Raw genomic sequence first — 24,673 nt, 5'->3', positions numbered from 1 at the left:
AGGCCGATGAGCATCTTGATCGACAGGGATCAAGGTATCTCGAGCCCGGCGCTGGTGCCGGCGCACGACGACGTCGCGCGCAATGATGGCGGCGCCGAGCTGACCATCGGATTGATCAACAACATGCCGGACCCGGCGCTGAAGGCGACCGAGCGGCAGTTCATGAAGCTGCTCCAGGCCGCCGCGGGGCCGCGCCGCATCCGCTTCCATTGCTTCTCGCTGCCGTCGGTGACGCGTTCGCCCGAGGCGAAATGGCATGTCGAAAGCGAGTATTCCGATCTCGCCGATCTCAAACGCCGGAAGTTCGATGGACTGATCGTGACCGGTGCCGAGCCGGTCGCGCCCGAACTCGACCAGGAGCCATACTGGCGCGATCTCACCGAGCTGATCGACTGGGCCAAGACCAACACGCGCTCGACGATCTGGTCGTGCCTGGCCGCGCACGCGGCGGTGCTGCACCTCGATCGCATCGGACGGCTGCGCCTCCCGACAAAATGTCACGGTATCTTCGACTGCGAGCCCGTCGCGAATGATGCGCTGACACGTGCGGCGCCCGCTCCGTTCAAGGTTTCACATTCGCGTCTCAACGAAGTCGCCGAGAGCGATCTGACGCGGGCCGGTTATCAGGTGCTGACGCGCTCGGCCCAGGCCGGCGTCGACGTCTTCGTGCGGCAATATGCCAGCCGATTCGTCTTCTTCCAGGGCCATCCCGAATACGATGCGCTGTCGCTCCAGCGCGAATATCTGCGCGACATCGGCCGCTATCTCGCGCGCGAGCGCGAGAATTATCCGCACCTGCCCGTGAGTTATTTTGACGCAGCGACGGAAGAGAAGCTCGTGCGCTTCGAGAAGCGGGCGAGGCACCAGCGTCATCCCGCCCTCACCAACGGGCTGCCCGCGCTGAATTTGCGCGCCGATATCGCGGCCGGCAGCGCCGCGGCGGCGCTTTTTCGCAATTGGCTGCAATATCTCGCCGCAGACACCGAGGCGCCGCTGCTTGCGCGCTAGGTTAAGACTGCGGGTTCCACGTTAGGGCTAACAAAGTGTGAAGCTTGCCTCAGGCGACACGTGAATGCTTCAGTGAAGAGGTCGGGGCAAACAGGAAATGCGGTCGTGTTGTCGGCACTCCAGGGACGCGTGAGCAATCGGCTGGCCCGGCATTTCCGCGCCGCGCCGCACAGATTGCCGGCGCATGCGCCGATGGTGAGCTTCACCTTCGATGACGCGCCCGACAGTGCCGCAGGCCAGGGTGCATCGCTCCTGGAAGAGCACGGCGGCCGCGGCACGTTCTACCTCGCCGGCAGCCTGATCGACCAGCCGGGGGATCACTGGCACGGCCTGTCGAACGACGCGATCGTGCGGCTTCATCAAGCCGGCCACGAGATCGCCTGTCACACCTTTTCGCACCTGCGCGCAATCGATCTCGACGAGACCGCGATGGCACGCGAGATCGAGCGGAACCGCAGCTATTTTCGCGCCATCGATTCGTCGATCGTGCTGGAGAATTTCGCCTATCCCTACGGCCTCGCCTCGGTCTGGCGCAAGCCGCAGCTCGCCAAAAATTTCCGGTCGGCGCGCGGCATCCTTCCTGGCGTCAATCGCGACGTCATCGACCTCCAGTTCCTGCGCGCCTCGCCTTTGGTCGATTGGGAGATCGATACGCGTGGCGTCGACCACTATTTCGACGAGGCGGTTGCAAGTGGCGGCTGGCTGATCTTCTACGGCCATGATGTCGTCGATGCGCCGAGCCCCTATGGCTGCACGCCGGCCTTGCTCCGCCACGCGCTGAAGGCGGCCGGGACGCGTAACATGCCGATCGTGACGGTCGCGGACGCTTTGCGGCGAATCGGGGCGTAGGCGCTTCTTTCCCTTCTCCACTTGCCGCGCAAACAGTCTTGCCACGCCCGCGCCGTCATGCGACTGGCCTTGTGTCGAATCTCACGGCCCGGTCCTGTTCCGCCCATGTCCGCTCCCTCCACCGCTCCGTTGCCTGCGCCCGCCGATGACCGCGACGCGCTGTCGGTGCTGCATTCGGTGTTCGGCCTGCCGGGTTTTCGTGGCGCGCAGGGCGAGATCATCCGGCATGTCACCGATGGCGGTAATTGCCTGGTGCTGATGCCGACCGGCGGCGGCAAGTCGCTGTGCTACCAATTGCCGTCGCTGCTGCGTGAAGGCTGCGGCATCGTGGTCTCGCCGTTGATCGCGCTGATGCGCGACCAGGTTGCCGGCCTGATCGAGGCGGGAGTCAATGCTGCCGCGCTGAATTCGTCGCTGACGCCGCAGGAGGCCGCCGAGGTCGAGCGCCGCCTGATCGCGGGCGATATCGATCTGCTCTATGTCGCACCGGAACGCCTGGTGACGCCGCGCTGCCTGTCGCTGCTGGCGCGGGCGAAGGTGGCGCTGTTCGCGATCGACGAGGCGCATTGCGTCTCGCAATGGGGCCATGATTTCCGTCCGGAATATGTCGGCCTGTCCATCATCGCCGAGCGCTTTCCCGACGTGCCGCGCATCGCGCTGACCGCGACCGCCGACGATTTGACGCGGAAGGAGATCGTCGAGCGGCTCCAGCTTGGGGGCAGTCCACAATTCGTCTCCAGCTTCGATCGGCCCAACATCCGCTACGAGATCGTCGACAAGCGCAATGCGGTGTCGCAGCTCAAGGAGTTTATCCGGGAGCGCCATGCGGGCGACGCCGGCGTGGTCTATTGCCTGTCCCGCAACCGGGTCGAGGAGGTCGCCGCCGCGCTCGATGATGCCGGCATTGCGGCGCTGCCCTATCATGCCGGGCTCGACAGCAGCGTGCGCTCGCGCAACCAGGATCGCTTCCTCAACGAGGACGGCATCGTCATCGTCGCGACCATCGCCTTCGGCATGGGCATCGACAAGCCGGATGTGCGCTTCGTCGCCCATCTCGACCTGCCCAAAAGCATCGAGGCCTATTACCAGGAGACGGGGCGCGCCGGCCGCGACGGCAAGCCGTCGGCGGCCTGGATGGCCTATGGCCTCTCCGACATCGTGCAGCAGCGCCGCATGATCGACGAATCCGCTGCGTCGGACGATTTCAAGCGGGTCTCGATCGGCAAACTCGATGCGCTGGTGGGCCTTGCCGAAACCGCGCAGTGCCGGCGCAGGCGGCTGCTCGGCTATTTCGGCGAGACCTTGCATGGCGAGAGTTGCGGCAATTGCGACAACTGCCTGACGCCGCCGCAGATGCGCGACGGCAAGGTGCTGGCGCAGAAGCTGCTGTCCTGCGTCTATCGCACCGGCCAGCGTTTTGGCGCCATGCACCTGATCGACGTGCTGATCGGACGCCTGACCGAGAAGGTGACGCAGTTCGGCCACGACAAGCTCTCGGTGTTCGGGATCGGGCGCGAGCTCAACGAGAAGCAATGGCGCACCGTGCTACGGCAAGTGGTGGCCATGGGCTATTTGCAGAGCGACAGCGAAGCTTTCGGCGCGCTGAAGCTGATGGAGTCCTCGCGTGGTGTGCTGCGCGGCGAGACCGAGGTGTGGCTGCGCGAGGAGGCGCCCGGCACCCGCATCCGCGGCAGCCGTGCCAAATCCCGCCGCGGCGAGCTCGCGCCCGCGGCAAATGCGCCGCAAGGCGATGTCGATCCCGAATTGCGCGCGCGGCTCCGGTCCTGGCGTTCAGACATCGCGCGCGAGCGCGGCGTGCCGGCCTATGTGGTGCTGCACGATGCCACCATCGATGGCATCGTCCGGGCCTGGCCGACCACGCTCGACGAACTGCGCAAAGTCCCCGGCATCGGCGACAAGAAGCTCGAACATTACGGGGACGAGCTGCTGCAGATCGTGCGGACGCGGTAGGCGAGGGCGGCGGCTGTTAGTGCGCGCCTCCCTCTCCACATCGTCATCCCGGACAAGCGCAGCGAAGCGGAGCGCAGATCCGGGATCCATAGCCACAGGCCGTGGGAAATGGCGCGCTGGTAGCCCCCAGCACGTCTCAGCAACTGACCGTCGGGATAATGGATCCTGGCTTTCGCCAGGACGACATTGGAGAGGCGGCGCGAGACGCGCCCTCACTCACCCGTTCCGGAACGCGTAGCCATAGCCGTTCAGCGCCGGGGCACCGCCGAGGTGGGCGTAGAGGATCTTCGCGCCCTTCTCGAAATAGCCCTTCTGCGCGAGGTCGATCATACCCTGCATCGACTTGCCCTCGTAGACGGGGTCGGTGATCATGGCTTCGAGCCGCGCGGTGAGGCGAATCGCCTCCTTGGTCTCCTCCGACGGCACGCCATAGGCGGGATAAGCGTAGTCCTCGATCAGCACGACGTCGTCCGCGACGAGATCCTTGCCGAGCTCGACGAGCTTGGCCGTGTTCTGCGCGATCGAGAGCACCTGCGCCTTGGTCTGCGCCGGCGTGAAGGAGGCGTCGATGCCGATCACCTTTCGCGCGCGGCCGTCGGCGGCGAAGCCGACCAGCATGCCGGCATGGGTGGAGCCGGTGACGGTGCAGACGACGATGTAGTCGAACTTGAAGCCGAGCTCCTGCTCTTGCTTGCGCACCTCCTCGGCGAAGCCGACATAGCCGAGCCCGCCAAATTTGTGCACGGACGCGCCGGCGGGAATCGCGTAGGGCTTGCCGCCGGCAGCCTTTACCTCCTCGATCGCCTCCTCCCAGCTCTTGCGGATGCCGATGTCGAAGCCGTCGTCGACCAGGCGCACGTCGGCGCCCATGATCCGCGACAGCATGATGTTGCCGACGCGATCATAGACCGCGTCCTCGTGCGGCACCCAGGCTTCCTGCACCAGGCGGCACTTCATGCCGATCTTGGCGGCGACCGCCGCGACCATGCGGGTATGGTTCGACTGCACGCCGCCGATCGAGACCAGCGTATCGGCGTTCGAGGCGATCGCGTCCGGGATGATGTATTCGAGCTTGCGCAGCTTGTTGCCGCCATAGGCGAGGCCGGAATTGCAGTCCTCGCGCTTGGCATAGATCTCGACATTGCCACCGAGGTGCTTTGACAGCCGCTCCAGCTTCTCGATGGGCGTCGGGCCGAAGGTCAGCGGGTAGCGCGCGAATTTGTCCAGCATTGTTGGGTCATCCCGATTGGCGTTGGCGTCCCAAAAGGGCTAGCATCGCCCTGGGAAAAGGTGCTCTCAAATATTGCGCCCATGTTGCGCAGATTCTTGCGTTGATGGCGATATAGAGTAGTATTTCTTCCGGGCTAGCTATTATTACTGGAAGTTTCTTCCATGTCGTCCCGGCTCGATCGTATCGACCTTAAGATGTTGCGATTGCTGCAAAATAACGGCCGGCTCAGCAATGCCGAGCTGGCCCAAACCGTCGCCATCAGCCCCGCCACCTGTCATCGCCGCACTCAGCGCCTGTTCGAGGATGGATTCATCGCCGCCGTCCGCGCGATGGTGGCGCCAAAGAAGGTGGCGAAGGGCACGCTGGTGATGGTCGGCGTGGTGCTCGACCGCTCGACGCCGGAGAGCTTTGCGATCTTCGAGCAGGCGATCGCAAAGCTGAAATTCGTGCTCGACTGCCATTTGGTCGCCGGCGACTTCGACTACTTCCTGAAGATCCGCGTCGGCGACATGGAGGATTTCAACCGCATCCATGGCGAACAGCTGATCGCGCTGCCCGGCGTGCGCCAGACTCGCACCTTCTTCGTGATGAAGGAAGTCGTCGACAACGCGCCGCTGGAGTTTTGAGCGGAAGCTATTGATGCGCGATACGCATCATGAGAGATTCAGTCGATGCAGCTACTCCCGTTCCGCCAGCAAGATCCGGTCGCACCAGCCTACCGCCGCGGCTGGGTCGACGAGGCCGTGGCCGCGATCGAGGCCGACCAGTGCCGCACGGCCGACACGCATCTGATCCGGCTGATCGTGCCGGCGCTGGCCGGCATCGACATCTATCTGAAGGATGAGTCCACGCATCCGACCGGCAGCCTGAAGCATCGGCTGGCGCGCTCGCTGTTCCTCTACGCGCTCTGCAACGGCCACATCCGCGAAGGCACGCCCGTCGTCGAAGCATCGTCGGGATCGACCGCGGTGTCGGAAGCTTATTTCGCGCAGATGATCGGCGTACCCTTCTACGCCGTGATGCCGCGCACAACCTCAGCGGAGAAGATCGCCGCGATCGAACACTATGGCGGCAACTGCCATCTGGTCGACGACGGCCGCACGCTGTATGCGGAGGCCGCCGCGCTCGCTGCCGGCCTGAACGGCCACTACATGGACCAGTTCACCTTCGCCGAGCGCGCCACCGACTGGCGCGGCAACAACAACATCGCCGAATCGATCTTCACGCAATTGAAGGGCGAGCCGCGCCCGCTGCCGGATTGGATCGTGATGGGTGCGGGCACCGGCGGCACTTCGGCCACCATCGGACGCTATTTGCGCTATCGCCAGTATCCGACGCGGCTGTGCGTTGCCGATGTCGAGCATTCAGCCTTCTTCGACTGCTTCCGCTCCCAGGACCGCTCCCGTACTTGCGAACGCCCTTCGCTGATCGAAGGCGTCGGCCGTCCGCGCTGCGAGCCGTCGTTCGTCCCGGGCGTGGTCGACCGCATGATGAAGATCCCGGATGCGGCATCCATTGCGGCGATGAACGTGCTGTCGCGCCGGCTGCGCCGTACGGTGGGCGGCTCCACGGGCACCAATTTCCTGGCGCTGTGCCGGCTCGCCTCGGAGATGCGAAAGGCGAACGCGACGGGATCGCTGGTGACGCTGATCTGCGATTCCGGCGAGCGCTACCGGCAGACCTATTATGAGCCCGAATGGCTGAAAGCGCGCGGCCTCGATCCTGCGCCGTTCGAGGCCGCCTTGTCGTCGTTCCTCGCGACAGGTGAGCCGCTGACGCTCACCGTCGACGACGTCGCCAATCCGCAGAGCGTACGAAGCCCTGTGGCTTCATAGCCGACGCCGTCGGGTCACTGGTTCCAGGACCAGATGTCACGGCAACTTCACTTGCCTTGCACGCATACGCGGGCGAGCTTCGCGGTTTCTCAACGAGGAGATCCTGCCGTGCGCCTTCCCATTCTCGATCCGAAAGAGCTGACCGACGAACAGAAGCCGCTCTATGACGACATGCGAGCGGGCATCAAGGGCCACTTCAAGGGATTTGTGAACATGCGCGACGACGGCGCGCTGCTCGGGCCCTGGAATCCCTGGATCCGCGAGCCGCGCTTCGGCAAGCCGGTATGGGAGCTGGTCAAGGCGATCGCGTCGAACCCCCTGCTGCCGGCCCCGGTGCGTGAGGTCGCGATCCTCGTCACCGGCTCGCATTTCCGCTCCGGCTACGAGCTCTATGCCCACGTGCTGGTCGCGGAGCAGCGCGGCCTCTCCGACGAGAAGCTCGCGACCATCGTCGCCGGGCAGCGGCCGGTCGACCTGACCAAGCAGGAGGCGGTCGCCTACGACGTCGCGTCTGCGCTCGTGAGCGGCGGCGTGCTGCCGGAGCTGACCTATCGGGCTGCAGTGAAGGAATTCGGCGAGCACGGCGCGGCCGAGTTGTCCTATCTCGTCGGCATCTATTGTATGGTCTCCGTCACGCTGAACACATTCGACGTGCCGGTGCCGGAGTAACCGGCGTATCTGGTCCACGGAGGCGGCGCGAGGGGTCAAGCGTTCGTGCCGCACCCACGGCTTCTCGACCGGACGGAAGCAAAACGCTATCTTGCCGTCGCCATCATGACGCATTTGCCGCTCACAATCGAAGCGCAGGACAATAGGGAATGGAAGCCATGAAAACGTCACGCCGCATCCTGCTCGCCGGACTGGCGGGGCTCGCCGTGGCTCCGACCGCAGTGGCCGCAGCCGCGCCGCCGCCCGTGACCGACGACACGACGGTGGCCGAAGAACGCTTTGCACGTATGATCGCTGTAGCGCATGCGCCTGATGTCACCTGCGCGCGCCAGGCCGAGCGTTACGCGGACGCGCATTGGCCGGAATACGTCGTGGCGGCGAGAGCCGTCCTCAACGCTCGAGCGTGATTCGCTCGTCCCTTCTCCCGCAGGGAGAGAGGGGTCAACGGCGCCTTACTTCTCCACCGCCCGCCGCACCTGCTCGCCGATCTGCGACAGCACGAGCTGCGCCTGTGGCAGGATCGCGCCCATGGCGTGGAAATTGTGAACCATGCCGTCGTGGCAGATGTGCTCGACGACCACGCCCGCCGCGAGCAGCTTGCCTGCATACGCATTGCCTTCGTCGCGCATCGGGTCGAACTCGGCGGTGTGGATGATCGCCGTCGGTAGCCCCGCGAGCCGCGTCGCACGCAACGGCGAGATGCGGGGATCGGCGGCATCGATGTCGTCGGGCAGATAATCGGCGAGATCGGCCTCGATCGTGGCACGATCGATCAAATGGCCCTCGGCAAATGCCTCGCGCGAGGGCGAGGTCTCCTCGAAATCCAGCACCGGACAGATCAGGCATTGCGCGACGATCGACAGGCCGGCGCTTTGCTGCGCCTCCTGGCACACGATCGCAGCTAACGTGGCGCCGGCGGAATCGCCGCCGACCACCAGCCGCCCCGCGTCGATGCCGAGCAACGAGGCTTCGCGCGCGACCCATTCGGTCGCGGCGATCGCGTCCTCGACCGCGGCGGGAAATTGATGTTCGGGCGCGAGGCGGTAGTCGACCGAGACCAGACGGCAGCCGGTCGCATGTGCAAGCGCCGCCGCGATGCGGTCGTGCGTCGCAATGCTGCCGGCGACGAGGCCGCCGCCGTGAAAGAACACGAAGCCCGGTGCACGCTCGCCGGCAGTCGCGGGCGAGTAGAGACGATAGGGAAGCTCGCCGCCTGGACCGGGAAGTATGCCATCGGACGCCGTCACACCCGGCGCCTCGGCGCGTGCGAACTGCATCAGCTTCGCCAGCGATTGCCGCCGCGCCTCGACACTCGGCCGGCTCCGCGCCTGCGGTGCAGCCGCGGCCATCATGGTCAACAGACGCTTTGCAAGCGGATCGAGCGGCATGGAAGACTCCGTGACATACCCCGGACTATAGCCGCTTTGGGCTGGATTTGATGTCGCCACCGCACTGTCGCTTAGCCTCCAGGGGAGGGTGCCATTCCCGCAGGAAATCCTTTAGGAATTGGGAGAATAGTGCCCGGATATTTCCAAGGGGAGGCCGGTCATGGCCGAGATCAAGAAGCCGATCGAATATTCGCCGAGCTGGACCTTCTTCGAGGGCAAATGGCATGACGGCAACGTGCCGATCATGGGCCCGCGCACGCATGCCGCCTGGCTCGGCTCGGTCGTGTTCGACGGGGCGCGCGCGTTCGAGGGGGTTGCACCCGACCTCGACCGTCACGTCGCCCGTGCCAATCAATCCGCGATCAACTTCGGCCTGAAGCCGGTGGTCGATGCCGGCACCTGGCTCACGCTCGCAAGTGAGGGCATTGCGCGCTTCTCGGCCAATGCCGAACTCTATATTCGTCCGATGTACTGGGCCCAGAACGGTGCTGGCGGCGGCGTGCTGTTCGACCCCGAGACCACCAATTGGTGCCTGTGCATCTACGAGGCGCCGATGCCCAAACCGGTCGGCAACGCGATCACGCTGTCGCCGTTCCGCAGGCCCACCGCGGAATGCGCGCCGGTCGAGGCCAAGGCCGCCTGCCTCTATCCGAACAATTCGCGCGCGCTGTCGGAGGCAGCTTCCCGCGGCTTCCAGAACGCGCTGATGCTCGACATGCTCGGCAACGTCGCAGAATTCGGCAATTCCAACGTGTTCATGGCCAGGGACGGCGTGGTCTATACGCCGGTGCCGAACGGCACCTTCCTCAACGGCATCACGCGGCAGCGCGTCATCGGCCTGCTCCGCGCCGACGGCGTTACCGTGGTCGAGAAGACGCTGCGCTATGCCGACTTCCTCGTCGCCGACGAGATCTTCTCCACTGGCAATTTTGCGAAAGTCGCCCCCGTCATCCGCATCGACGAGCGCGAGCTGAAGCCGGGCCCGCTCTACACCAAAGCGCGCAAGCTCTATTGGGACTTTGCGCATGCGGTGAAGCTGGCGGCATAGGCGCCCCAGCGTCGTCGGCGCTTCGCTGCGCTCGCAGGGACGACGTGGTGGGACTACCTGAACAAAGCAACCGGCATTGCGCTTGGAGCGCCGCCGAAAGCCCTACTCCTCCTTCTTCGACATCCGCTCGAGGCGCTCCTGCATGTCCTTCATCTGGGCGCGGAGGTCGTCGATGTTGCTGTCCTTCGCCGGGGCGGCGCTCGCGTCCGGCTCAGGCTCAGTGGTGGCTGCCCCCGGGAGACCCGGGGTGAAGGGCTTGAACATCGAGAAGGTCTGCTGGAACAGCTCCATGTTGCGGCGGACCTGTTCCTCCAGCGGCGCAAACGGGGTTCCGGAGAGCGAGTTGGCGATCTGCTTGCGGAACTTCTCCTGCTCCTGGGTCAGCGTCGCGATCGACTGCTCCAGATATTTCGGCACCACCATCTGCATGCTGTCGCCGTAGAAGCGGATGAGCTGGCGCAGGAAGGTGGTCGGCAGCAGGTTCTGTCCGGCCTTGTTCTCCTGCTCGAAGATGATCTGGGCGAGCACGGAGCGGGTGATGTCGTCGCCGGTCTTGGCGTCGTAGACCAGGAAATCTTCGCCGTCCTTGACCATGGCGGCGAGGTCCTCGAGCGTCACATAGGTGCTCGTTCCGGTGTTATAGAGCCGGCGGTTCGCGTATTTCTTGATGGTGGTGGGTTGGTCTGATTTCGCCATGGGCTCTCACTTGCAAGCGCGGAGAACGGGAACCCGACGGGCAATGCCGCAGGGCGGGAAGAGTACGCAACGCAACAAAATAAGCATTTTCAAAAGGGTCACGCTACCGTTTTGTGCGCCACGGTTAATTGGACAGCAAAAACGTGCTTGCGAAATCGCCAAGAACGCTATTTTGAATGCGCTGCGGCATGAATTCGGTCACCAGCCGATTGACATGCCTCAACGACGTTAACAGGATGCCGTTCGAGACTGGCGAGCCGTTTCCCAGCCCCGTCTGCCCCTTTCAACCCCAGGAGATGCCCATGTCAGACGATGTCGTCATCGTCAGCGCCGCCCGCACCGCGGTCGGAAGCTTCAACGGAGCGTTCGCAACCCTTCCCGCCCACGAGCTCGGCGCCATCGCCATCAAGGCCGCGCTGGAGCGCGGTGGCATCGAGCCCGGCCGCGTGTCGGAAGTCATCATGGGCCAGATCCTGACTGCTGCTCAGGGACAGAACCCAGCCCGCCAGGCATCGATTGCCGCCGGCATTCCGGTGGAGAGCCCGGCCTGGGGCGTGAACCAGCTTTGCGGCTCGGGCCTGCGCACCGTGGCGCTCGGCTATCAGGCTCTTCTCAACGGAGATTCCGAAATCGTCGTCGCCGGCGGCCAGGAATCCATGAGCATGGCTCCGCACGCGCAATACCTGCGTGGCGGCGTCAAGATGGGCCCGGTTGAGTTCGTCGACACCATGATCAAGGACGGCCTGTGGGATGCCTTCAACGGCTACCACATGGGCAACACCGCCGAGAACGTCGCGCGGCAGTGGCAGATCACCCGCGCCCAGCAGGATGAGTTCGCGGTCGCTTCGCAGCAGAAGGCCGAGGCCGCGCAGAAGGCCGGCAAGTTCAACGACGAGATCATCCCGGTCACGATCAAGACTCGCAAGGGCGACATCGTCGTCAGCGCCGACGAATATCCGCGTCATGGCGCAACGCTCGACGGTATGGCGAAGCTCAAGCCCGCCTTCGAGAAGGACGGCACGGTCACCGCAGGTTCGGCCTCCGGCATCAATGACGGCGCCGCTGCCGTGGTGCTGATGACCGCAAAGCAGGCCGCCAAGGAAGGCAAGAAGCCGATCGCGCGCATCGTGTCCTGGGCGCAGGCCGGCGTCGATCCGAAGATCATGGGCTCGGGCCCGATCCCGGCCTCGCGCGCCGCACTGAAGAAGGCCGGCTGGAATATCGGAGACCTCGACCTGATCGAGGCCAACGAGGCCTTCGCCGCGCAGGCCTGCGCCGTGAACAAGGACCTCGGCTGGGATACCTCCAAGGTCAACGTCAACGGCGGCGCGATCGCGATCGGTCATCCGGTCGGCGCCTCCGGCGCGCGCGTGCTGGTGACGCTGCTGCACGAGATGCAGAAGCGCGATTCGAAGAAGGGCCTCGCCACGCTGTGCATCGGCGGCGGCATGGGCATTGCCATGTGTGTCGCGCGCGACTGAAGACGACCTTACACTTAGCTGACGCGTGCGCCGCACACGTCAGCCGCGTGCGTTGCACGCGACTAAAAAGGCGGCGGTTGCAAATCAAATATTCTTCGCAACCGCTCACGCCTCGACTAAAGAAAGCGCCCGGCTCGACGCCGGGCGTTTTTTTCTTGATGTCCGTCAAACGTCCCGCATAATCCGTATCTAAAAACGATCTCTCAGAAACGTCCGAAGAGTCCAAGGGAAGGAATACGATATGGCACGTGTTGCATTGGTGACGGGTGGTACGCGGGGCATCGGAGCGGCGATCAGCAAGGCGCTGAAGGCGGCGGGCTACAAGGTTGCGGCGAGCTACGCCGGCAATGACGCGGCTGCAGAGAAGTTCAAGGCCGAGACGGGCATCGCCGTCTACAAATGGGACGTCGCGTCGTTCGATGCCTGCGCGGAAGGCGTCAAGAAGGTCGAGGCCGATCTCGGTCCCGTCGAGGTGCTCGTCAACAATGCAGGCATCACCCGCGACACCGCCTTCCACAAGATGACGCTCGATCAGTGGAACGCCGTCATCAACACCAATCTCGGCTCGCTGTTCAACATGACGCGCCAGGTGATCGAAGGCATGCGTGCGCGCAAGTTCGGGCGTGTCATCTCGATCTCGTCGATCAACGGCCAGAAGGGGCAGTTCGGACAGGTCAACTATTCCGCGGCAAAGGCCGGCGACATCGGCTTCACCAAGGCACTTGCGATCGAGAACGCCAAGGGCGGCATCACCGTGAACGCGATCGCGCCGGGCTATATCAACACCGAGATGGTGCAGGCGGTGCCGAAGGATGTGCTGGAGAAGAACGTGATCCCGCAGATCCCGGTCAATCGACTTGGCGAACCCGAGGAGATCGCCCGCGCCGTGGTGTTCCTCGCCGCCGACGAGGCCGGCTTCATCACCGGTTCGACCCTGACCATCAATGGCGGCCAGTACCATGCCTGATGCGGCGCCAAGCATGTAGCTTCGGGCGCGACAAGACGATAATGAAGACGCCATGCCCGGCCTCGTGCCGGGCATCCGCGTCCTCAGAGCCTCATAATTGATGAATCCGCGCACGGCCACCCTGATCGGACTGACCGCGATCCTGATGTGGTCGCTGCTTGCCGTGATGACGGTGGCGACGGGAAAAATCCCGGCCTTCCAGCTCGCCGCGATGACCTTTGCGATCGGCGGTCTCGTCGGCCTTCTCACCTGGATCGGCCGCAGCGAGGCGGCCAAAAGCCTGCGCCAGCCGCTGGTCGTGTGGGTCGTCGGCGTCGGCGGATTGTTCGGCTATCACGCGCTCTATTTCCTCGCGCTCCGCTTCGCGCCGCCGGCTGAAGCCGGCCTGCTGAATTATCTCTGGCCGCTCCTGATCGTACTGTTCTCGTCCTTCCTGCCGGGCGAGCGGCTTGCCGTGCACCACGTCATCGGCGCCGTGCTCGGCCTCGTCGGTACCGTGCTGCTGTTCGCCGGCAACTCCTCTGGCTTCGCGTCGGACCAGTTGCCGGGACTGATCGCGGCCTTCATCGCCGCGTTCGCGTGGGCAACCTATTCGGTGCTGTCGCGGCGGCTGAAGGCGGTGCCGACCGATGCGGTTGCGGGATTCTGCCTCGCCACGGCAGTGCTCGCCGCGCTGATGCATGCCGTGCTCGAGACCACGGCATGGCCGGAGACGACGCTGCAATGGCTCTCCGTGATCGCGCTCGGCATCGGTCCTGTCGGTGCTGCGTTCTACGCCTGGGACATCGGCATGAAGCGCGGTGATATCCGCGTGCTCGGGGCCGCGTCCTACGCGACACCACTATTGTCGACCGGCTTCCTCATTGCCGCCGGCTTCGCCAAGGCCAGCGCCAGCATCGCCATCGCCGCGATCCTGATCGCCGGCGGCGGCCTGATCGCGGCGAAGGACATGGTGCTGAGAAAGCGATGAGGCGTTAGACCGAACTTCCCCTCGGGATTTTTGTTAGAGCGTTGAGAGGATTTGAGAAGTTTGGATCGGGCTGATTTTGTAGGCATGTAAATGATGATTTTTGGCTTGCGAATGGCAGGTTTCCGTGATTCGATTCCGGCATGTTCGTCGCCCGCATTCCCAACCGCAACTCACCGCCCGCGATCCTGTTGCGCGAGAGCTATCGCGAGGGCGACAAGATCAAGTCGCGCACGCTGGCCAACCTGTCGCATTGGCCGGATGAGAAGATCGATGCGCTGCGCCGCGTCCTGAAAGGCGAGGAGCTGGTCTCGCCGGCCGAGCAACTGCGGATCGAGCGCTCGCTGCCGCACGGCCACGTGGCCGCGGTGCTCGGCATGGCGCGCCAGCTCGGACTGCATCGCCTTGTCCCGGACAAGCCCAGACGGTTGGCCAGGCTGGCTTTGGCCTTGATCGTGGCACGGGTGATCGAACCGGCCGCCAAGCTGGCCACGGCGCGCCAGCTCAGCGAGGCGACGGCGGCGCATTCGCTGGGCGAACTGCTCGATCTCAGCGCCGTCGACGAGGACGAGCTTTACGAAGCGCTCGACCTGCTCGGCACGGCCCAACCGGGGATCGAGGCGACGCTCGCCAAGCGCCATCTGCATGACGGCTCGCTGGTGCTCTACGATCTCACCTCCAGCTATCTGGAGGGGCGACATTGCGAATTGGCGCGGCATGGTTACAGCCGCGACGGTCGTTCCGACAAGCTGCAGATCGTGTTCGGCTTGCTGTGCGCCGCCGACGGCTGCCCGGTGGCGGTGGAGGTGTTCGAAGGTAACACCGCCGACCCGAGCACGCTGGCCGCGCAAGTCGACAAACTGAAGGCCCGCTTCAAGCTGTCGCGTGTGGTACTGGTCGGCGATCGCGGCATGATCACCAGCGCCCGTATCGAAGCCGATCTGATGCCGGCCGGGCTCGATTGGATCACCGCTCTGCGGGCGCCGGCGATCCGCAAGCTCGCCGAGGACGGCGGCCCGCTGCAATTGTCGCTGTTCGACGATCGCGATATGGCCGAGATCACGTCCCCCGACTTCCCCGGCGAGCGCCTGATCGTGTGCCGCAACCCGGATCTGGCCGACGAGCGTCGGCGCAAGCGCGGCGAGTTGCTGGCGGCGACCGAGAAGGATCTCGCCCGCGTCAAGGCCGCCGTGCAGCGTCAGCGCAACCCCTTGCGCGGCGAGGATGAGATCGGTCTGAAGGTCGGCGCCGTGCTGGGCAAGCGTAAGATGGCCAAGCACTTCCACCTCGCCATCACCGACACTTCGTTCGACTTCAGTCGGATCGAGGATGCCATCGCCAACGAAGCGTCGCTCGACGGCTTCTATGTGCTACGGACCAACGTGCCGGCCGAGAACCTCGACACCGCCGCCACGGTGCGTGCCTACAAGAGCCTGGCCCAGGTCGAACGCGCCTTCCGCACCATCAAGACCGTCGAACTGGAGGTGCGCCCGATCCACCATCGCCTCGCTGGCCGCGTGCGCGCCCACGTCTTCCTCTGCATGCTCGCTTATTACATCGTCTGGCACATGCGCCGCGCGCTGGCCCCGATCCTGTTCGACGATCACGACCGCGAGGCCGCCGACGCCGCGCGCGTCTCGCCCGTCGCCAAGGCCAGAGTCTCGGCCGCGGCCAGAACCAAGGCTAATCGCAAGCACACCCACGATGGCCGGCCCGTGCACAGCTTTCGAACGCTGTTGCAGGATCTCGCCACGCTCACACGCAACATCGTTCGCATCGGTCAGGACGCCCCGGCCGCTATGCTCACAAGTCCAACCCCACTACAACAAGACGTCTTCAATCGGCTCGGCATTCCTATCGCCCCATAATGTAGGCAGACGCGCCGTCACGCCCGCTGGAATTACACGCCAGCTCAAATGCTTACGTCGCTACTCAAGGGGAAGTTCGGGTTAGAGCGCCGGCTGCCAGCCTGGCGGCCGATACATCGCTTCCGGAATTTGCCCGAGCTCAGAGCGCTGCAAACGCTGCGGCGTGAGGCCATAGAACTCCTGGAAGCTGAGGATCAGTGGCCGCCATTTGTCGGGATCGATGCGATTGCTCACCCCACTCATCATGATGTCGGGATGCGCGTGCACGCGGGTGATGCGGACCTCGATCGCGGCGAGATGACCGCGCCAGACCGCGTCGTCCTGCGCCATCTCATGCACATGCGCGATCTTCGCTTCCATCTGCACCGGACATTCGGCGGCGCGTGGCGCGCTGACTGTTTCGCCCGGTAACGTCGTCAGGCCGCTGAGACCGAACTTGTCCTTCTCATGCCGGTAGCCGCGATAGAGTTTGCCGGGCGGCACGGGATCCGAGCCCGTGGTGCGGGCGAGGCAGTCAACGGCGGCGACGAGATCGGCCGATGGCAGATTGAGTACGCATTCGCCGGTGCGAATCATGTTCTCGGTGGTCCTGGAGTTGCGCGCGAGCCCGAGCATGCAGCGCCACCCCACCCACCAGGCCGAGGACATCGGCGCGAGATTTTGGGAGCCGTCGTGATTGGTCGATCCGATCAGGACGACGGGTGTTCCGAAATACAAAATGGCCGGGTCGATCTGGACGGCGGCGGGACCGAGTGTTCCGTGCATCGTGCGCTCCTGTTGACTGGAAGCGCTGTCCTAAGGCGTGACGCTGACCGAACCCACCCGATTTCAGATTGTGACTTACGGCTCCCAGCCCTTCGGCGCCAGCTCGAATTTTGCAAACTCGAATGCGGGTGCCACGGCGCAGCCGACCAGCGTCCACTCGCCGGTGGTCTCCGCCATCTGCCAGGCATCTGCCGGCACGATCGCCTGCGGCCGCTCGCCGCTCATGAGATCCGTGCCGAGGCGCACCTCGTGCTGGGAGCAGCCCTCATGCGCGATGCGCAGCGTCAGCGGACTTCCGGCATAGTAATGCCAGGTCTCGACCGCATCGATGCGATGCCAGTGCGAGCGTTCGCCGCGGGCGAGCAGGAAATAGATCAGGGTGGAGCGCGAGCGGCCATTGGCGTCCGTGGTCTGGTCGCGAAACGTCTCGCGGTAGTGTCCGCCTTCGGGATGCGGTCTCAGTTCAAGGCGCGCGATGATCTCGGCTGCGGTCGGCATGGATCCCCGTCAGGATTTGTTCTTGCGCTCGCGCAGCTCACCGAACACCGCGGCGGCATCCGCGCCCTTCATGTGTAGCCTGGCTGCGACCGAGGGTTCATCAGCCCGCAGGAACACGTTTGCTCGCTTCTCGTCACCAAGCAGTGATGGAATGGTCGGCTGGTTCTCAGCCCGCAGCTTCGTCACCTCCGCTGCGCGCGCCTGGAGCGCCGCATTGTCGGGCTCGATGGTGAGCGCGAACTTGACGTTGGAGGCGGTGTATTCGTGGCCGCAATAGAGCTTGAAGTCGTCGGGCAGGGCGCGCAGCTTCAATAGCGAGTCCCACATCATCGGATAGTTGCCCTCGAACACGCGCCCGCAGCCGATCGAGAACAGCGTGTCGGCGGCGAACAGCGTCTTCTCGGTATCGAACACGTAGGAGATGTGGTCCAGCGTGTGGCCGGGCGTCTCCAGCACGCGTCCCAACAGGCTGCCGATCTTGACGACATCGCCATTGGCGACGCGCAGGTCGACGTTCGCAATTTTCGTCGTCTTGTCATGCGGCGCGACGACGCGGCAATTGTATTTCTGCTTGAGTTCGGCGACCCCGCCGACGTGATCGCCGTGATGGTGGGTGACCAGGATGTCGGTGAGCTGCCAGCCCTCGCGTTCGAGCGCCTTCAGGATGGGACCGGCCTCCGGCGCGTCGATCGACGCCGTTGCCTTGGTTTCCACATCGTGGATCAGATAACCGAAATTGTCGTTTAAACAGTTGAAAGTACGAATTTCGGCGGCCATGACATCTCCATCGCGCTCAGCCCCGTCAGACAAATATGGCGTTAACGTTGCGCAGGCAATGCAATATTCCACGCGCGGCGGCGGCCTTGCGCATGTTACATTGCCGTCATGACCATCGACGTCGTCGATCTCCGCGAGTTCTATTCCCGCCGCCTCGGGATCGTGGCGCGGCGAATGATCAATCGCGGCATCCGGGAGCGCTGGCCGGGCGCCGAGGGCCAGCGCGTGCTCGGCATCGGCTATCCCACACCCTATCTCGGATTGTTCCGCGAGGATGCGGAGCGCTGCATTGCCTTCATGCCGGCGCCCCAGGGCGTGTTGAAATGGCCGACGGGGCGTCCCGCGCTGGCCTCGCTGGTCGACGAATTCTCGTTGCCGCTGCCGGACGCCGCGGTCGACCGCATCCTCCTGGTCCATGCGTTGGAGATGTCGGATGACCCGGCTGCGCTGCTGCGCGAGGTATGGCGGGTGCTGTCGCCGTCTGGACGCGTCATGGCAGTGATCCCGAACAGGCGCGGGGTGTGGACCCGCTCCGACAATACGCCGTTCGGTCACGGCCGGCCCTATTCGCGCTCGCAGATTACCGATCTCTTGCGCCAGACCTGGTTCACGCCGACCGCCTGGGGCGAGGCGCTGTTCATGCCGCCGTATGCCGGCGGCTGGGTGCTGAAATCGGCGCAGATGTGGGAGCGCGCCGGTGCGGCATTGTCGCTGCCCTTTGCCGGCGTCCATATCGTCGAGGCCACCAAGCAGGTCTATCGCGCCATCCCCGCCAAGCGCGAGCGCGCGCGGCTGATTCCCTCCCTGAAGCCGGTGCTGGTGCCGTCCTCGACGACGGTCACGCGTAGCTAAAAACAAATCGTCCCGGCGAGGCCGGGACGATGCAGTTCAGCAAACCAGAAGAAGCGTTACGGCTTACTCGCCGGAGGCGAGATCGTCGCTCGAGGCGGCCGGAGCTGCCTCGCGCTCGGGACGCGGGCCGCTATGCGGCCGCCGGCGCCGCCGCGGAAAACGCTCGCCGCTACCGCCGCCCTCACCACCGCTCACCTGCGGCTGCGCGCCGGTGATGAAGGATGGCAGGCGATCGACATTGCCGGGCTCGGCGACCACAACAGGCTGCGGCTGGTTCTGCGGTTGCGGTTGCGGCTGATACTGCGGCTGCGGACGATGGTCGCGCTCGCGCTGCTCGCGCGGCTGCTGATTGTCGCGCTGGTAGGGCTGATTGTCGCGCGGCTGATGATCACGCTGGTGATGATCGCGCTGGCCGTCGCGCACGAAAGGCGGCTGCTGCGGCTGCGGAACGAAGCCCGGCTCCTGGCCGAAGTTCGAGAAATTCTCACCGTCGTCCTCGCCGTCGTCGCTGCTGCTGCTGCTGCTGCTGGGCTCGTCGCCGCGCGGCTGCTGGTTCTGGCGGAACTGCTCCTGGGCCGTCGCGATCAGGCGGAAATAGTGCTCGGCGTGCTGGTAGTAGTTCTCGGCGGCGACCGGGTCGCCCGAGGAGCGCGCGTCGCGCGCAAGCTGAAGATATTTTTCGGCGACGTGCGAGGCCGTGCCGCGAATCTTGATGTCGGGTCCGTTCGATTCGTAAACCCGGGTCATCGGGTTCTGGCCGCGCCGGTTGTTGTTATTGTTATTGTTATTGTTGCGGTTGCGCATCCGCTGCTTGTTCTGACCGTTTCTCATGTCCTGCCTTTAATTCCAGCCCTAAAGGTTGCACGCATTACTGATTGCTGAGAGTGACCCAATGACAGCGCTTCACACGTCTCGCGCGCGTTGTGCGCAAGAGCGGATTGAACCCTGCCGATGTCCGTCGACCGTCGCGTTCAACAAAGACGCGTTCCCCACCCGCCAGCATTGATCGCCAGCGAACCCATTCATTTCGCCTGCCGAAACAAGCCCAGCTGTGTTGCGTAAGTTTTCAAGCGCAATATCAGGCTTTCGTTCACTTTGCGGTCGGAAAGCAGCGCAGCTCCAACGGCCATCGCGCTTAACAGGACCTGCGGCTTGGAACCTTTATCAGTAAAGCTCTCGCCCGAGAGCCCGGCTTTTGCCCGTAGGGTCTACGGGGCCGGCACCGATCTGTTGACCGGAACGTAGTCGTTCCCACGGGATATTCCAAGAGGTTTTTTGCAGCCCAATCCAGCTTTTATGGAGGCATTTTTCGGGCCGAAACGGCCCTCGGAATGCCCGTCAGATCGGCCTTGGGCGGCCTGTCCATCACTAACGCGGTGGCCGCCATCAAGGTTTCAATATTTCTAGCCTGGCCCTGCCCGGCCTCGACGATCAGCGCCCCGCCCGGGGCCAGACGTTCGGCCGCCTGCGGGATCAAGGCGCGATAGGCGTCGTAACCGTCATTGCCGCCGTCGAGTGCGAGATGCGGGTCGTGATCGCGGACTTCGATGCTCAGTTTCGGGATTTCCGCGGAGGGAATATAGGGCGGATTCGACACGATGAGATCGAACGGACCGCGGAGCGCCACCGCATAGGAGCAGGCGACGAAGACGGAGCGGCCGCCAAGGCCAAGAGCTGCGGCATTGCCCCGCGCAGTGTTGAGCGCGGTCAGGCTGAGATCGGTGCCGACGCCGAAGGCATCGGGAATTTCGTGCAGCAGCGCGAGCAGGATCGCGCCGGATCCGGTGCCGATGTCGGCGATGCGTATCTGATGGGAGGCGTGCCGCTCGCGGAAAATTTCGAGCGCGAGCTCGACCACCGTTTCGGTGTCGGGACGCGGGACCAGCGTTGCTTCCGACAGGCGAAATGGCAGGCCCCAAAATTCCCCGACACCGAGAATTCGCGCCACCGGTTCGCCCGCGATCCGCCGCTGCGCATGGCGCGCGAGTTGCAACGCCTCGGCCTCGGTGAGGCGGCGGGCGGCCTGCGTGATCAGGCCTGTGAGATCGAGGCCGAGTGCCGCGCCGAGCAGGATACGGGCATCGAGCTCGGCTTCGTCGAGCTGCGCCGATCTCAGTTGCGCGGCCAGCGCGCGCCGCGCGCTCTCGACGGATAGTCCGGTGAAGGGATTGCTCACGCGCCGGTCACGCCGCCGCACCCTGGGCTGCGAGCTGCGCAGCCTGGTGCTCCGTGGTCAGCGCATCGATCAGCTCGCCGATTGCTTCTCCGGCAATCACCTGTGGCAGCTTGTAGAGCGTCAAATTGATGCGATGGTCGGTGACGCGTCCTTGCGGGAAGTTATAGGTGCGGATGCGCTCGCTGCGATCGCCGGAGCCGACCTTCTCCTTGCGCTCGGCCGAGCGGACGGCATCGACGCGTTGCTGCTCGGCGTCGTAAATGCGCGAGCGCAGGATGTTCATGGCGGACGCGCGGTTCTTGTGCTGCGAACGGCTGTCCTGCATCATCACCACGATGCCGGTCGGGATGTGGGTGATGCGGATCGCCGATTCCGTCTTGTTGACGTGCTGTCCGCCGGCGCCTTGCGCGCGCATGGTCTCGATCCGCAGGTCGTCGCTCTTGATGTCGACGTCGACATCCTCGACCTCGGGCAGCACGGCCACCGTCGCGGCGGAGGTGTGGATGCGGCCTTGCGTCTCGGTGTCGGGCACGCGCTGCACCCGGTGCACGCCGGATTCGAACTTCAGCTTCGAGAACGCGCCGCGGCCCTGCACCTCGGCGATGATTTCCTTGTAGCCGCCGACGGTGCCTTCGCTGGCCGAGATCACCTCGACCTTCCAGCCCTGAAGGCTCGCGAAGCGCTCGTACATCCGGAACAAATCGCCGGCGAACAGCGAGGCCTCGTCGCCGCCGGTGCCGGCGCGGATTTCAAGCACGACATTGCGGTCGTCCATGGCGTCCTTGGGCAGCAGCGCGACGCGGATCTTCTGGACGAGCTCTGCGATCTTCGAATTGAGTTCATCGCGTTCGGATTCCGCCATGCCGCGCATCTCGGCGTCCGTCGCGGCGTCGGCGATCAGCGCCTCGGTGTCGACAAGCTCCTTGACGGCGGAACGATAGGCCTTGACCGCCTCGATCAGCGGACCGATCTCCGCGAGCTCGCGCGTGATCTGGACATAGCGCTCGGAGGCGAGCTGGCCGAGCGATTCGGCCTCGAGCGAAGCGTGATGCGCGAGCAGAACGTCCAGTTTGGCTTCGGGGAGTGACGACATCGGTATGGTCTCAAATGGCGGAAGGAGGCGAGGCGGCGAAGGCCAGCGGATAGGCTCGCTACAATGCCAGGCCTTCGGCTTTGGCAAATTCCGTCAGCTTCTGCCGGATCGAGACGCTGCCGGCCGGCGCATCCAGCAACGGACCGAGCATCGCTTCGGCTTTTTTTGCGTCGAGGTCGATGACCATCGCCTTGACCGGACCGAGCGCGGTCGCCGACAGCGACAGCGAGCGATAGCCCATCGCGATCAGCGCCAGCGCGCCGATCGGCTTCGACGCCATCTCGCCGCAGAGCGAGAGCGACTTCTTCGCCGCATGGGACTTGCGGGCAATGTCGCGGAGCGCGCGCAGGATCGGCGCCGACATGGTGTCGAAGCGCTCGGAGACCTTGGCATTGCCGCGGTCGACCGCGAACAGGAACTGGAACAAATCGTTGGAGCCGACCGAGATGAAGTCGACCTTCTTCAGGAGCTCGTCGAGCTGATAGAGCAGCGCCGGCACCTCGACCATGGTTCCGATGTCGATCCGTTCCGGCAGGGTGTGGCCGTGCTGGCGCAAGTAAGTGAGCTCGCGCTCGACCAGCGCCTTCGCCGAGTCGAATTCGGCGACCTCCGAGATCATCGGGAACATCACGCGCAATGCACGGCCGCCGCCGGCGCGCAGCAGCGCGCGGATCTGGCCGCGCAGCAGGCCGGGGCGGTCGAGCCCGAGCCGGATCGCGCGCCAGCCGAGCGCGGGATTTTCTTCGATCACCGTCTCCATATAGGGCAGCGCCTTGTCGCCGCCGATGTCGAGCGTGCGGAAGGTGACGGGCTTCGTGCCCGCCGCATCCAGCACGGCGCGATAAAGCGCGAGCTGGTCGCTGGTGCGCGGCAGGCTCTGGCCGACCATGAATTGCAGCTCGGTGCGGAACAGGCCGATGCCGGCGCTGCCGGTGTCCTCGATATGCGGCAGGTCGATGGCGAGACCGGCGTTGATCAGCAGCTCGATCTTCTCGCCGTCCCTGGTGACGCAGGGCCGGTCGCGCAGCGCCAGGTACTGCGCCTGGCGCCGGGCGCGGAAGCGCACGCGCTCGGCAAAGGCCGCCTCGATCTCCTGCGAGGGACGTACATAGATCGAGCCGGAGGTGCCGTCGACGATGACGGCGTCGCCGGGATCGGCGATTCCCGGCGCATTCGGCACCTCGCCGACCGCGGGAATGCCGAGCGCGCGCGCCACGATCGAGACGTGGGAATTGGCGGTGCCTTCCTCCAATATGATGCCGCGCAGGCGCTTGCGGTCGTAGTCGAGCAGCGCCGCCGGTCCCATCGCGCGTGCGATGACGATGGCGTTGTCGGGCAGTTGCTCGCGCGAGGGCGCATGGTCCTGGCCGACCAGCTGCCGCATCAGGCGGTAGCCGAGATCTTCGAGGTCGTGCAGCCGGTCGCGCAAATAGGGATCGGTCGAGCGCAGCATGCGCGCGCGGGTGTCGGACTGCACGCGCTCGACGGCGGCTTCCGCCGTGAGACCGGTGGCGACCGCCTCGTGCAGCTTGTGCGACCAGCCCTGGTCGTTGGCGAACATGCGGTAGGCTTCCAGCACGTCGCGATGCTCGCCGCCTTCGGCGACGTCGCCGCGCTCCAGCATGCGGTCGAGGTCGGAGCGCAGCTTGGCGAGCGCGGTGTCGAGCCGCTTGATCTCCTTCGGCAGATCCTCGGCGATGTAGTCCTTGATGACGACGCGCGGCTCGTGCAGCACGACATGGCCGAGCGCGATGCCCTCGGACAGGATCGCGCCGACCTTCTGCATGGAATGCCGCGCGGCCGGCTCCTGGCCCGGCTGGGCGAGCGCGGACAACTCGCCGGAAGCGATCAGCTCCGCCAGCACCATGGCGGTGGTTTGCAGCGCCTCGAGCTCCTCCTCGACATAGGTGCGCTTGGCGCGGTTCTGCACCACCAGCACGCCGAGCGTATTGCCGGCGCGTAGGATCGGCACGCCGAGGAAGGAGTGATAGATCTCTTCGCCGGTCTCGGGGCGGAACGAGAACGCCGGGTGGCTCTGCGCATCGCTCAGATTGAGCGGCGTCGCCTCGCTCGCGACGAGGCCGACCAGGCCCTCATGGGCGCTCAGCACGGTGTGGTGCACCGCCTCGCGCTTGAGGCCTTCGGTGGCGTAGAGCTCGAGCGTGTTGTCGATGCGCAGCACATAGACCGAGCACACCTCGGCCACCATGTTGGCAGCGATTAGTACCACGATCTTGTCCAGCCGCTCCTGGGCCGAGACCTGCTCCGCCATGGTTTCGCGGAGCCGTCTCAACAAGACGCGGGGACCTCCCGACGCGCTCCGCATGTGCCGTCAATCTCCTCCGTCAGCCGGACCCGAAGGGGCTCCGGCGGCTCGCCCGAAAATCCAGAAAAACAACAAATTGCTTATCCGGCGCCCACCCAGGCGATCGCTAGAGCCATCGCTTGAGCCGAATCAGCACCGCCTCAACTGGGGCACAGTTTGTGGCAGCCCACCCTCTCGCCGTATAGCGAATTGGGGCTTGTTTTGCCAA

Annotated in this window: 23 protein-coding genes; 13 read left to right on the top strand and 10 right to left on the bottom strand. The window is 64.9% G+C overall.

The features are described from left to right. The first annotated feature begins 6 nt into the window (after window positions 1-6). From IVB18_RS48185 to recQ, 3 genes are all read left to right on the top strand, one after another. Window positions 7-1,008 carry a homoserine O-succinyltransferase gene (locus IVB18_RS48185; protein WP_247987039.1) on the top strand — a complete coding sequence of 334 codons (1,002 nt, stop codon included), beginning with the start codon at window positions 7-9 and terminating at the stop codon, window positions 1,006-1,008. Between the two features lie 105 nt (window positions 1,009-1,113). Beyond that, window positions 1,114-1,857, top strand: a complete 744-nt coding sequence (locus tag IVB18_RS48180; RefSeq protein ID WP_247987038.1) for a polysaccharide deacetylase family protein — start codon at window positions 1,114-1,116, stop codon at window positions 1,855-1,857. A gap of 105 nt (window positions 1,858-1,962) precedes the next feature. Further along, a complete protein-coding gene (gene recQ / locus IVB18_RS48175) occupies window positions 1,963-3,828 on the top strand; it encodes a DNA helicase RecQ (RefSeq protein ID WP_247987037.1) in 1,866 nt (621 codons plus the stop codon). Window positions 3,829-4,044: 216 nt separating this feature from the next. On the opposite strand, the gene IVB18_RS48170 is transcribed toward recQ, so the two are convergent. Then, window positions 4,045-5,058, bottom strand: a complete 1,014-nt coding sequence (locus IVB18_RS48170) for a 1-aminocyclopropane-1-carboxylate deaminase (protein WP_247987036.1) — start codon at window positions 5,056-5,058, stop codon at window positions 4,045-4,047. 162 nt (window positions 5,059-5,220) lie between these two features. On the opposite strand from IVB18_RS48170, the gene IVB18_RS48165 reads away from it, so the two are divergent. The 4 genes from IVB18_RS48165 to IVB18_RS48150 all read left to right on the top strand — a co-directional run bounded on the left by IVB18_RS48165 (window position 5,221) and on the right by IVB18_RS48150 (window position 7,970). After that, the gene (locus tag IVB18_RS48165; RefSeq protein WP_247987035.1) at window positions 5,221-5,685 is read left to right on the top strand and encodes an Lrp/AsnC ligand binding domain-containing protein; all 465 of its coding nucleotides are present in this window, start codon (window positions 5,221-5,223) and stop codon (window positions 5,683-5,685) included. A 45-nt stretch (window positions 5,686-5,730) separates the two neighbouring features. Then, the gene (locus IVB18_RS48160) at window positions 5,731-6,894 is read left to right on the top strand and encodes a PLP-dependent cysteine synthase family protein (RefSeq protein WP_247987034.1); all 1,164 of its coding nucleotides are present in this window, start codon (window positions 5,731-5,733) and stop codon (window positions 6,892-6,894) included. 108 nt (window positions 6,895-7,002) lie between these two features. After that, the gene (locus IVB18_RS48155; protein WP_247987033.1) at window positions 7,003-7,563 is read left to right on the top strand and encodes a carboxymuconolactone decarboxylase family protein; all 561 of its coding nucleotides are present in this window, start codon (window positions 7,003-7,005) and stop codon (window positions 7,561-7,563) included. 158 nt (window positions 7,564-7,721) lie between these two features. Continuing rightward, window positions 7,722-7,970 (top strand): hypothetical protein, encoded by a 249-nt coding sequence (locus IVB18_RS48150; protein WP_247987032.1) that lies wholly within the window; start codon window positions 7,722-7,724, stop codon window positions 7,968-7,970. A gap of 45 nt (window positions 7,971-8,015) precedes the next feature. On the opposite strand, the gene IVB18_RS48145 is transcribed toward IVB18_RS48150, so the two are convergent. Then, complete coding sequence (locus IVB18_RS48145; RefSeq protein ID WP_247987031.1) at window positions 8,016-8,951, bottom strand: alpha/beta hydrolase; 936 nt, start codon at window positions 8,949-8,951, stop codon at window positions 8,016-8,018. 160 nt (window positions 8,952-9,111) lie between these two features. Between IVB18_RS48145 and IVB18_RS48140 the strand changes: the two genes are divergently transcribed. Beyond that, the gene (locus IVB18_RS48140) at window positions 9,112-9,999 is read left to right on the top strand and encodes a branched-chain amino acid aminotransferase (protein WP_247987030.1); all 888 of its coding nucleotides are present in this window, start codon (window positions 9,112-9,114) and stop codon (window positions 9,997-9,999) included. A gap of 102 nt (window positions 10,000-10,101) precedes the next feature. Here IVB18_RS48140 and phaR read toward each other — a convergent pair whose 3' ends face one another. Further along, complete coding sequence (gene phaR, locus IVB18_RS48135; RefSeq protein WP_247987029.1) at window positions 10,102-10,695, bottom strand: polyhydroxyalkanoate synthesis repressor PhaR; 594 nt, start codon at window positions 10,693-10,695, stop codon at window positions 10,102-10,104. 302 nt (window positions 10,696-10,997) lie between these two features. Between phaR and IVB18_RS48130 the strand changes: the two genes are divergently transcribed. The 4 genes from IVB18_RS48130 to IVB18_RS48115 all read left to right on the top strand — a co-directional run bounded on the left by IVB18_RS48130 (window position 10,998) and on the right by IVB18_RS48115 (window position 15,978). Further along, window positions 10,998-12,176 (top strand): acetyl-CoA C-acetyltransferase, encoded by a 1,179-nt coding sequence (locus IVB18_RS48130; protein ID WP_247987028.1) that lies wholly within the window; start codon window positions 10,998-11,000, stop codon window positions 12,174-12,176. Window positions 12,177-12,417: 241 nt separating this feature from the next. Continuing rightward, window positions 12,418-13,143 carry an acetoacetyl-CoA reductase gene (gene phbB, locus IVB18_RS48125; protein WP_247987027.1) on the top strand — a complete coding sequence of 242 codons (726 nt, stop codon included), beginning with the start codon at window positions 12,418-12,420 and terminating at the stop codon, window positions 13,141-13,143. 100 nt (window positions 13,144-13,243) lie between these two features. After that, window positions 13,244-14,113: an EamA family transporter gene (locus tag IVB18_RS48120; RefSeq protein ID WP_247987026.1), complete on the top strand. Its 870-nt coding sequence runs from the start codon at window positions 13,244-13,246 to the stop codon at window positions 14,111-14,113. Between the two features lie 140 nt (window positions 14,114-14,253). Then, on the top strand, window positions 14,254-15,978 hold the full coding sequence (locus IVB18_RS48115) for an IS1634 family transposase (protein WP_247983724.1): 1,725 nt from the start codon (window positions 14,254-14,256) through the stop codon (window positions 15,976-15,978). Between the two features lie 81 nt (window positions 15,979-16,059). Here the strand turns inward: IVB18_RS48115 and IVB18_RS48110 are convergent, their stop codons facing one another. The 3 genes from IVB18_RS48110 to gloB form a co-directional block, all read right to left on the bottom strand. Beyond that, window positions 16,060-16,743 carry a flavin reductase family protein gene (locus IVB18_RS48110; RefSeq protein ID WP_247987025.1) on the bottom strand — a complete coding sequence of 228 codons (684 nt, stop codon included), beginning with the start codon at window positions 16,741-16,743 and terminating at the stop codon, window positions 16,060-16,062. Window positions 16,744-16,818: 75 nt separating this feature from the next. Beyond that, window positions 16,819-17,241, bottom strand: a complete 423-nt coding sequence (locus tag IVB18_RS48105) for a cupin domain-containing protein (RefSeq protein WP_247987024.1) — start codon at window positions 17,239-17,241, stop codon at window positions 16,819-16,821. Between the two features lie 9 nt (window positions 17,242-17,250). After that, window positions 17,251-18,018: a hydroxyacylglutathione hydrolase gene (gene gloB / locus IVB18_RS48100; RefSeq protein WP_247987023.1), complete on the bottom strand. Its 768-nt coding sequence runs from the start codon at window positions 18,016-18,018 to the stop codon at window positions 17,251-17,253. 108 nt (window positions 18,019-18,126) lie between these two features. Here gloB and IVB18_RS48095 point away from each other — a divergent pair, with 108 nt between their 5' ends. After that, window positions 18,127-18,870, top strand: coding sequence for a methyltransferase domain-containing protein (locus IVB18_RS48095; RefSeq protein WP_247987022.1), 744 nt, complete (start codon window positions 18,127-18,129; stop codon window positions 18,868-18,870). A 63-nt stretch (window positions 18,871-18,933) separates the two neighbouring features. Here IVB18_RS48095 and IVB18_RS48090 read toward each other — a convergent pair whose 3' ends face one another. From IVB18_RS48090 to ptsP, 4 genes are all read right to left on the bottom strand, one after another. Beyond that, a complete protein-coding gene (locus IVB18_RS48090; protein ID WP_247987021.1) occupies window positions 18,934-19,701 on the bottom strand; it encodes a DUF4167 domain-containing protein in 768 nt (255 codons plus the stop codon). A 463-nt stretch (window positions 19,702-20,164) separates the two neighbouring features. Further along, window positions 20,165-21,046 carry a peptide chain release factor N(5)-glutamine methyltransferase gene (gene prmC / locus IVB18_RS48085; RefSeq protein ID WP_247987020.1) on the bottom strand — a complete coding sequence of 294 codons (882 nt, stop codon included), beginning with the start codon at window positions 21,044-21,046 and terminating at the stop codon, window positions 20,165-20,167. Between the two features lie 7 nt (window positions 21,047-21,053). After that, entirely contained in the window at window positions 21,054-22,139 is a 1,086-nt protein-coding gene (gene prfA, locus IVB18_RS48080) for a peptide chain release factor 1 (RefSeq protein WP_247987019.1), read from the bottom strand. Window positions 22,140-22,197: 58 nt separating this feature from the next. Continuing rightward, on the bottom strand, window positions 22,198-24,465 hold the full coding sequence (ptsP, locus tag IVB18_RS48075; RefSeq protein ID WP_247987018.1) for a phosphoenolpyruvate--protein phosphotransferase: 2,268 nt from the start codon (window positions 24,463-24,465) through the stop codon (window positions 22,198-22,200). Window positions 24,466-24,673 lie beyond the last annotated feature (208 nt).

It is taken from the genome of Bradyrhizobium sp. 186, assembly GCF_023101685.1.
Lineage (GTDB): Bacteria > Pseudomonadota > Alphaproteobacteria > Rhizobiales > Xanthobacteraceae > Bradyrhizobium.
Note: the sequence above shows the minus strand (reverse complement) of the source record. Positions and strands in the feature narration are given on the sequence as shown.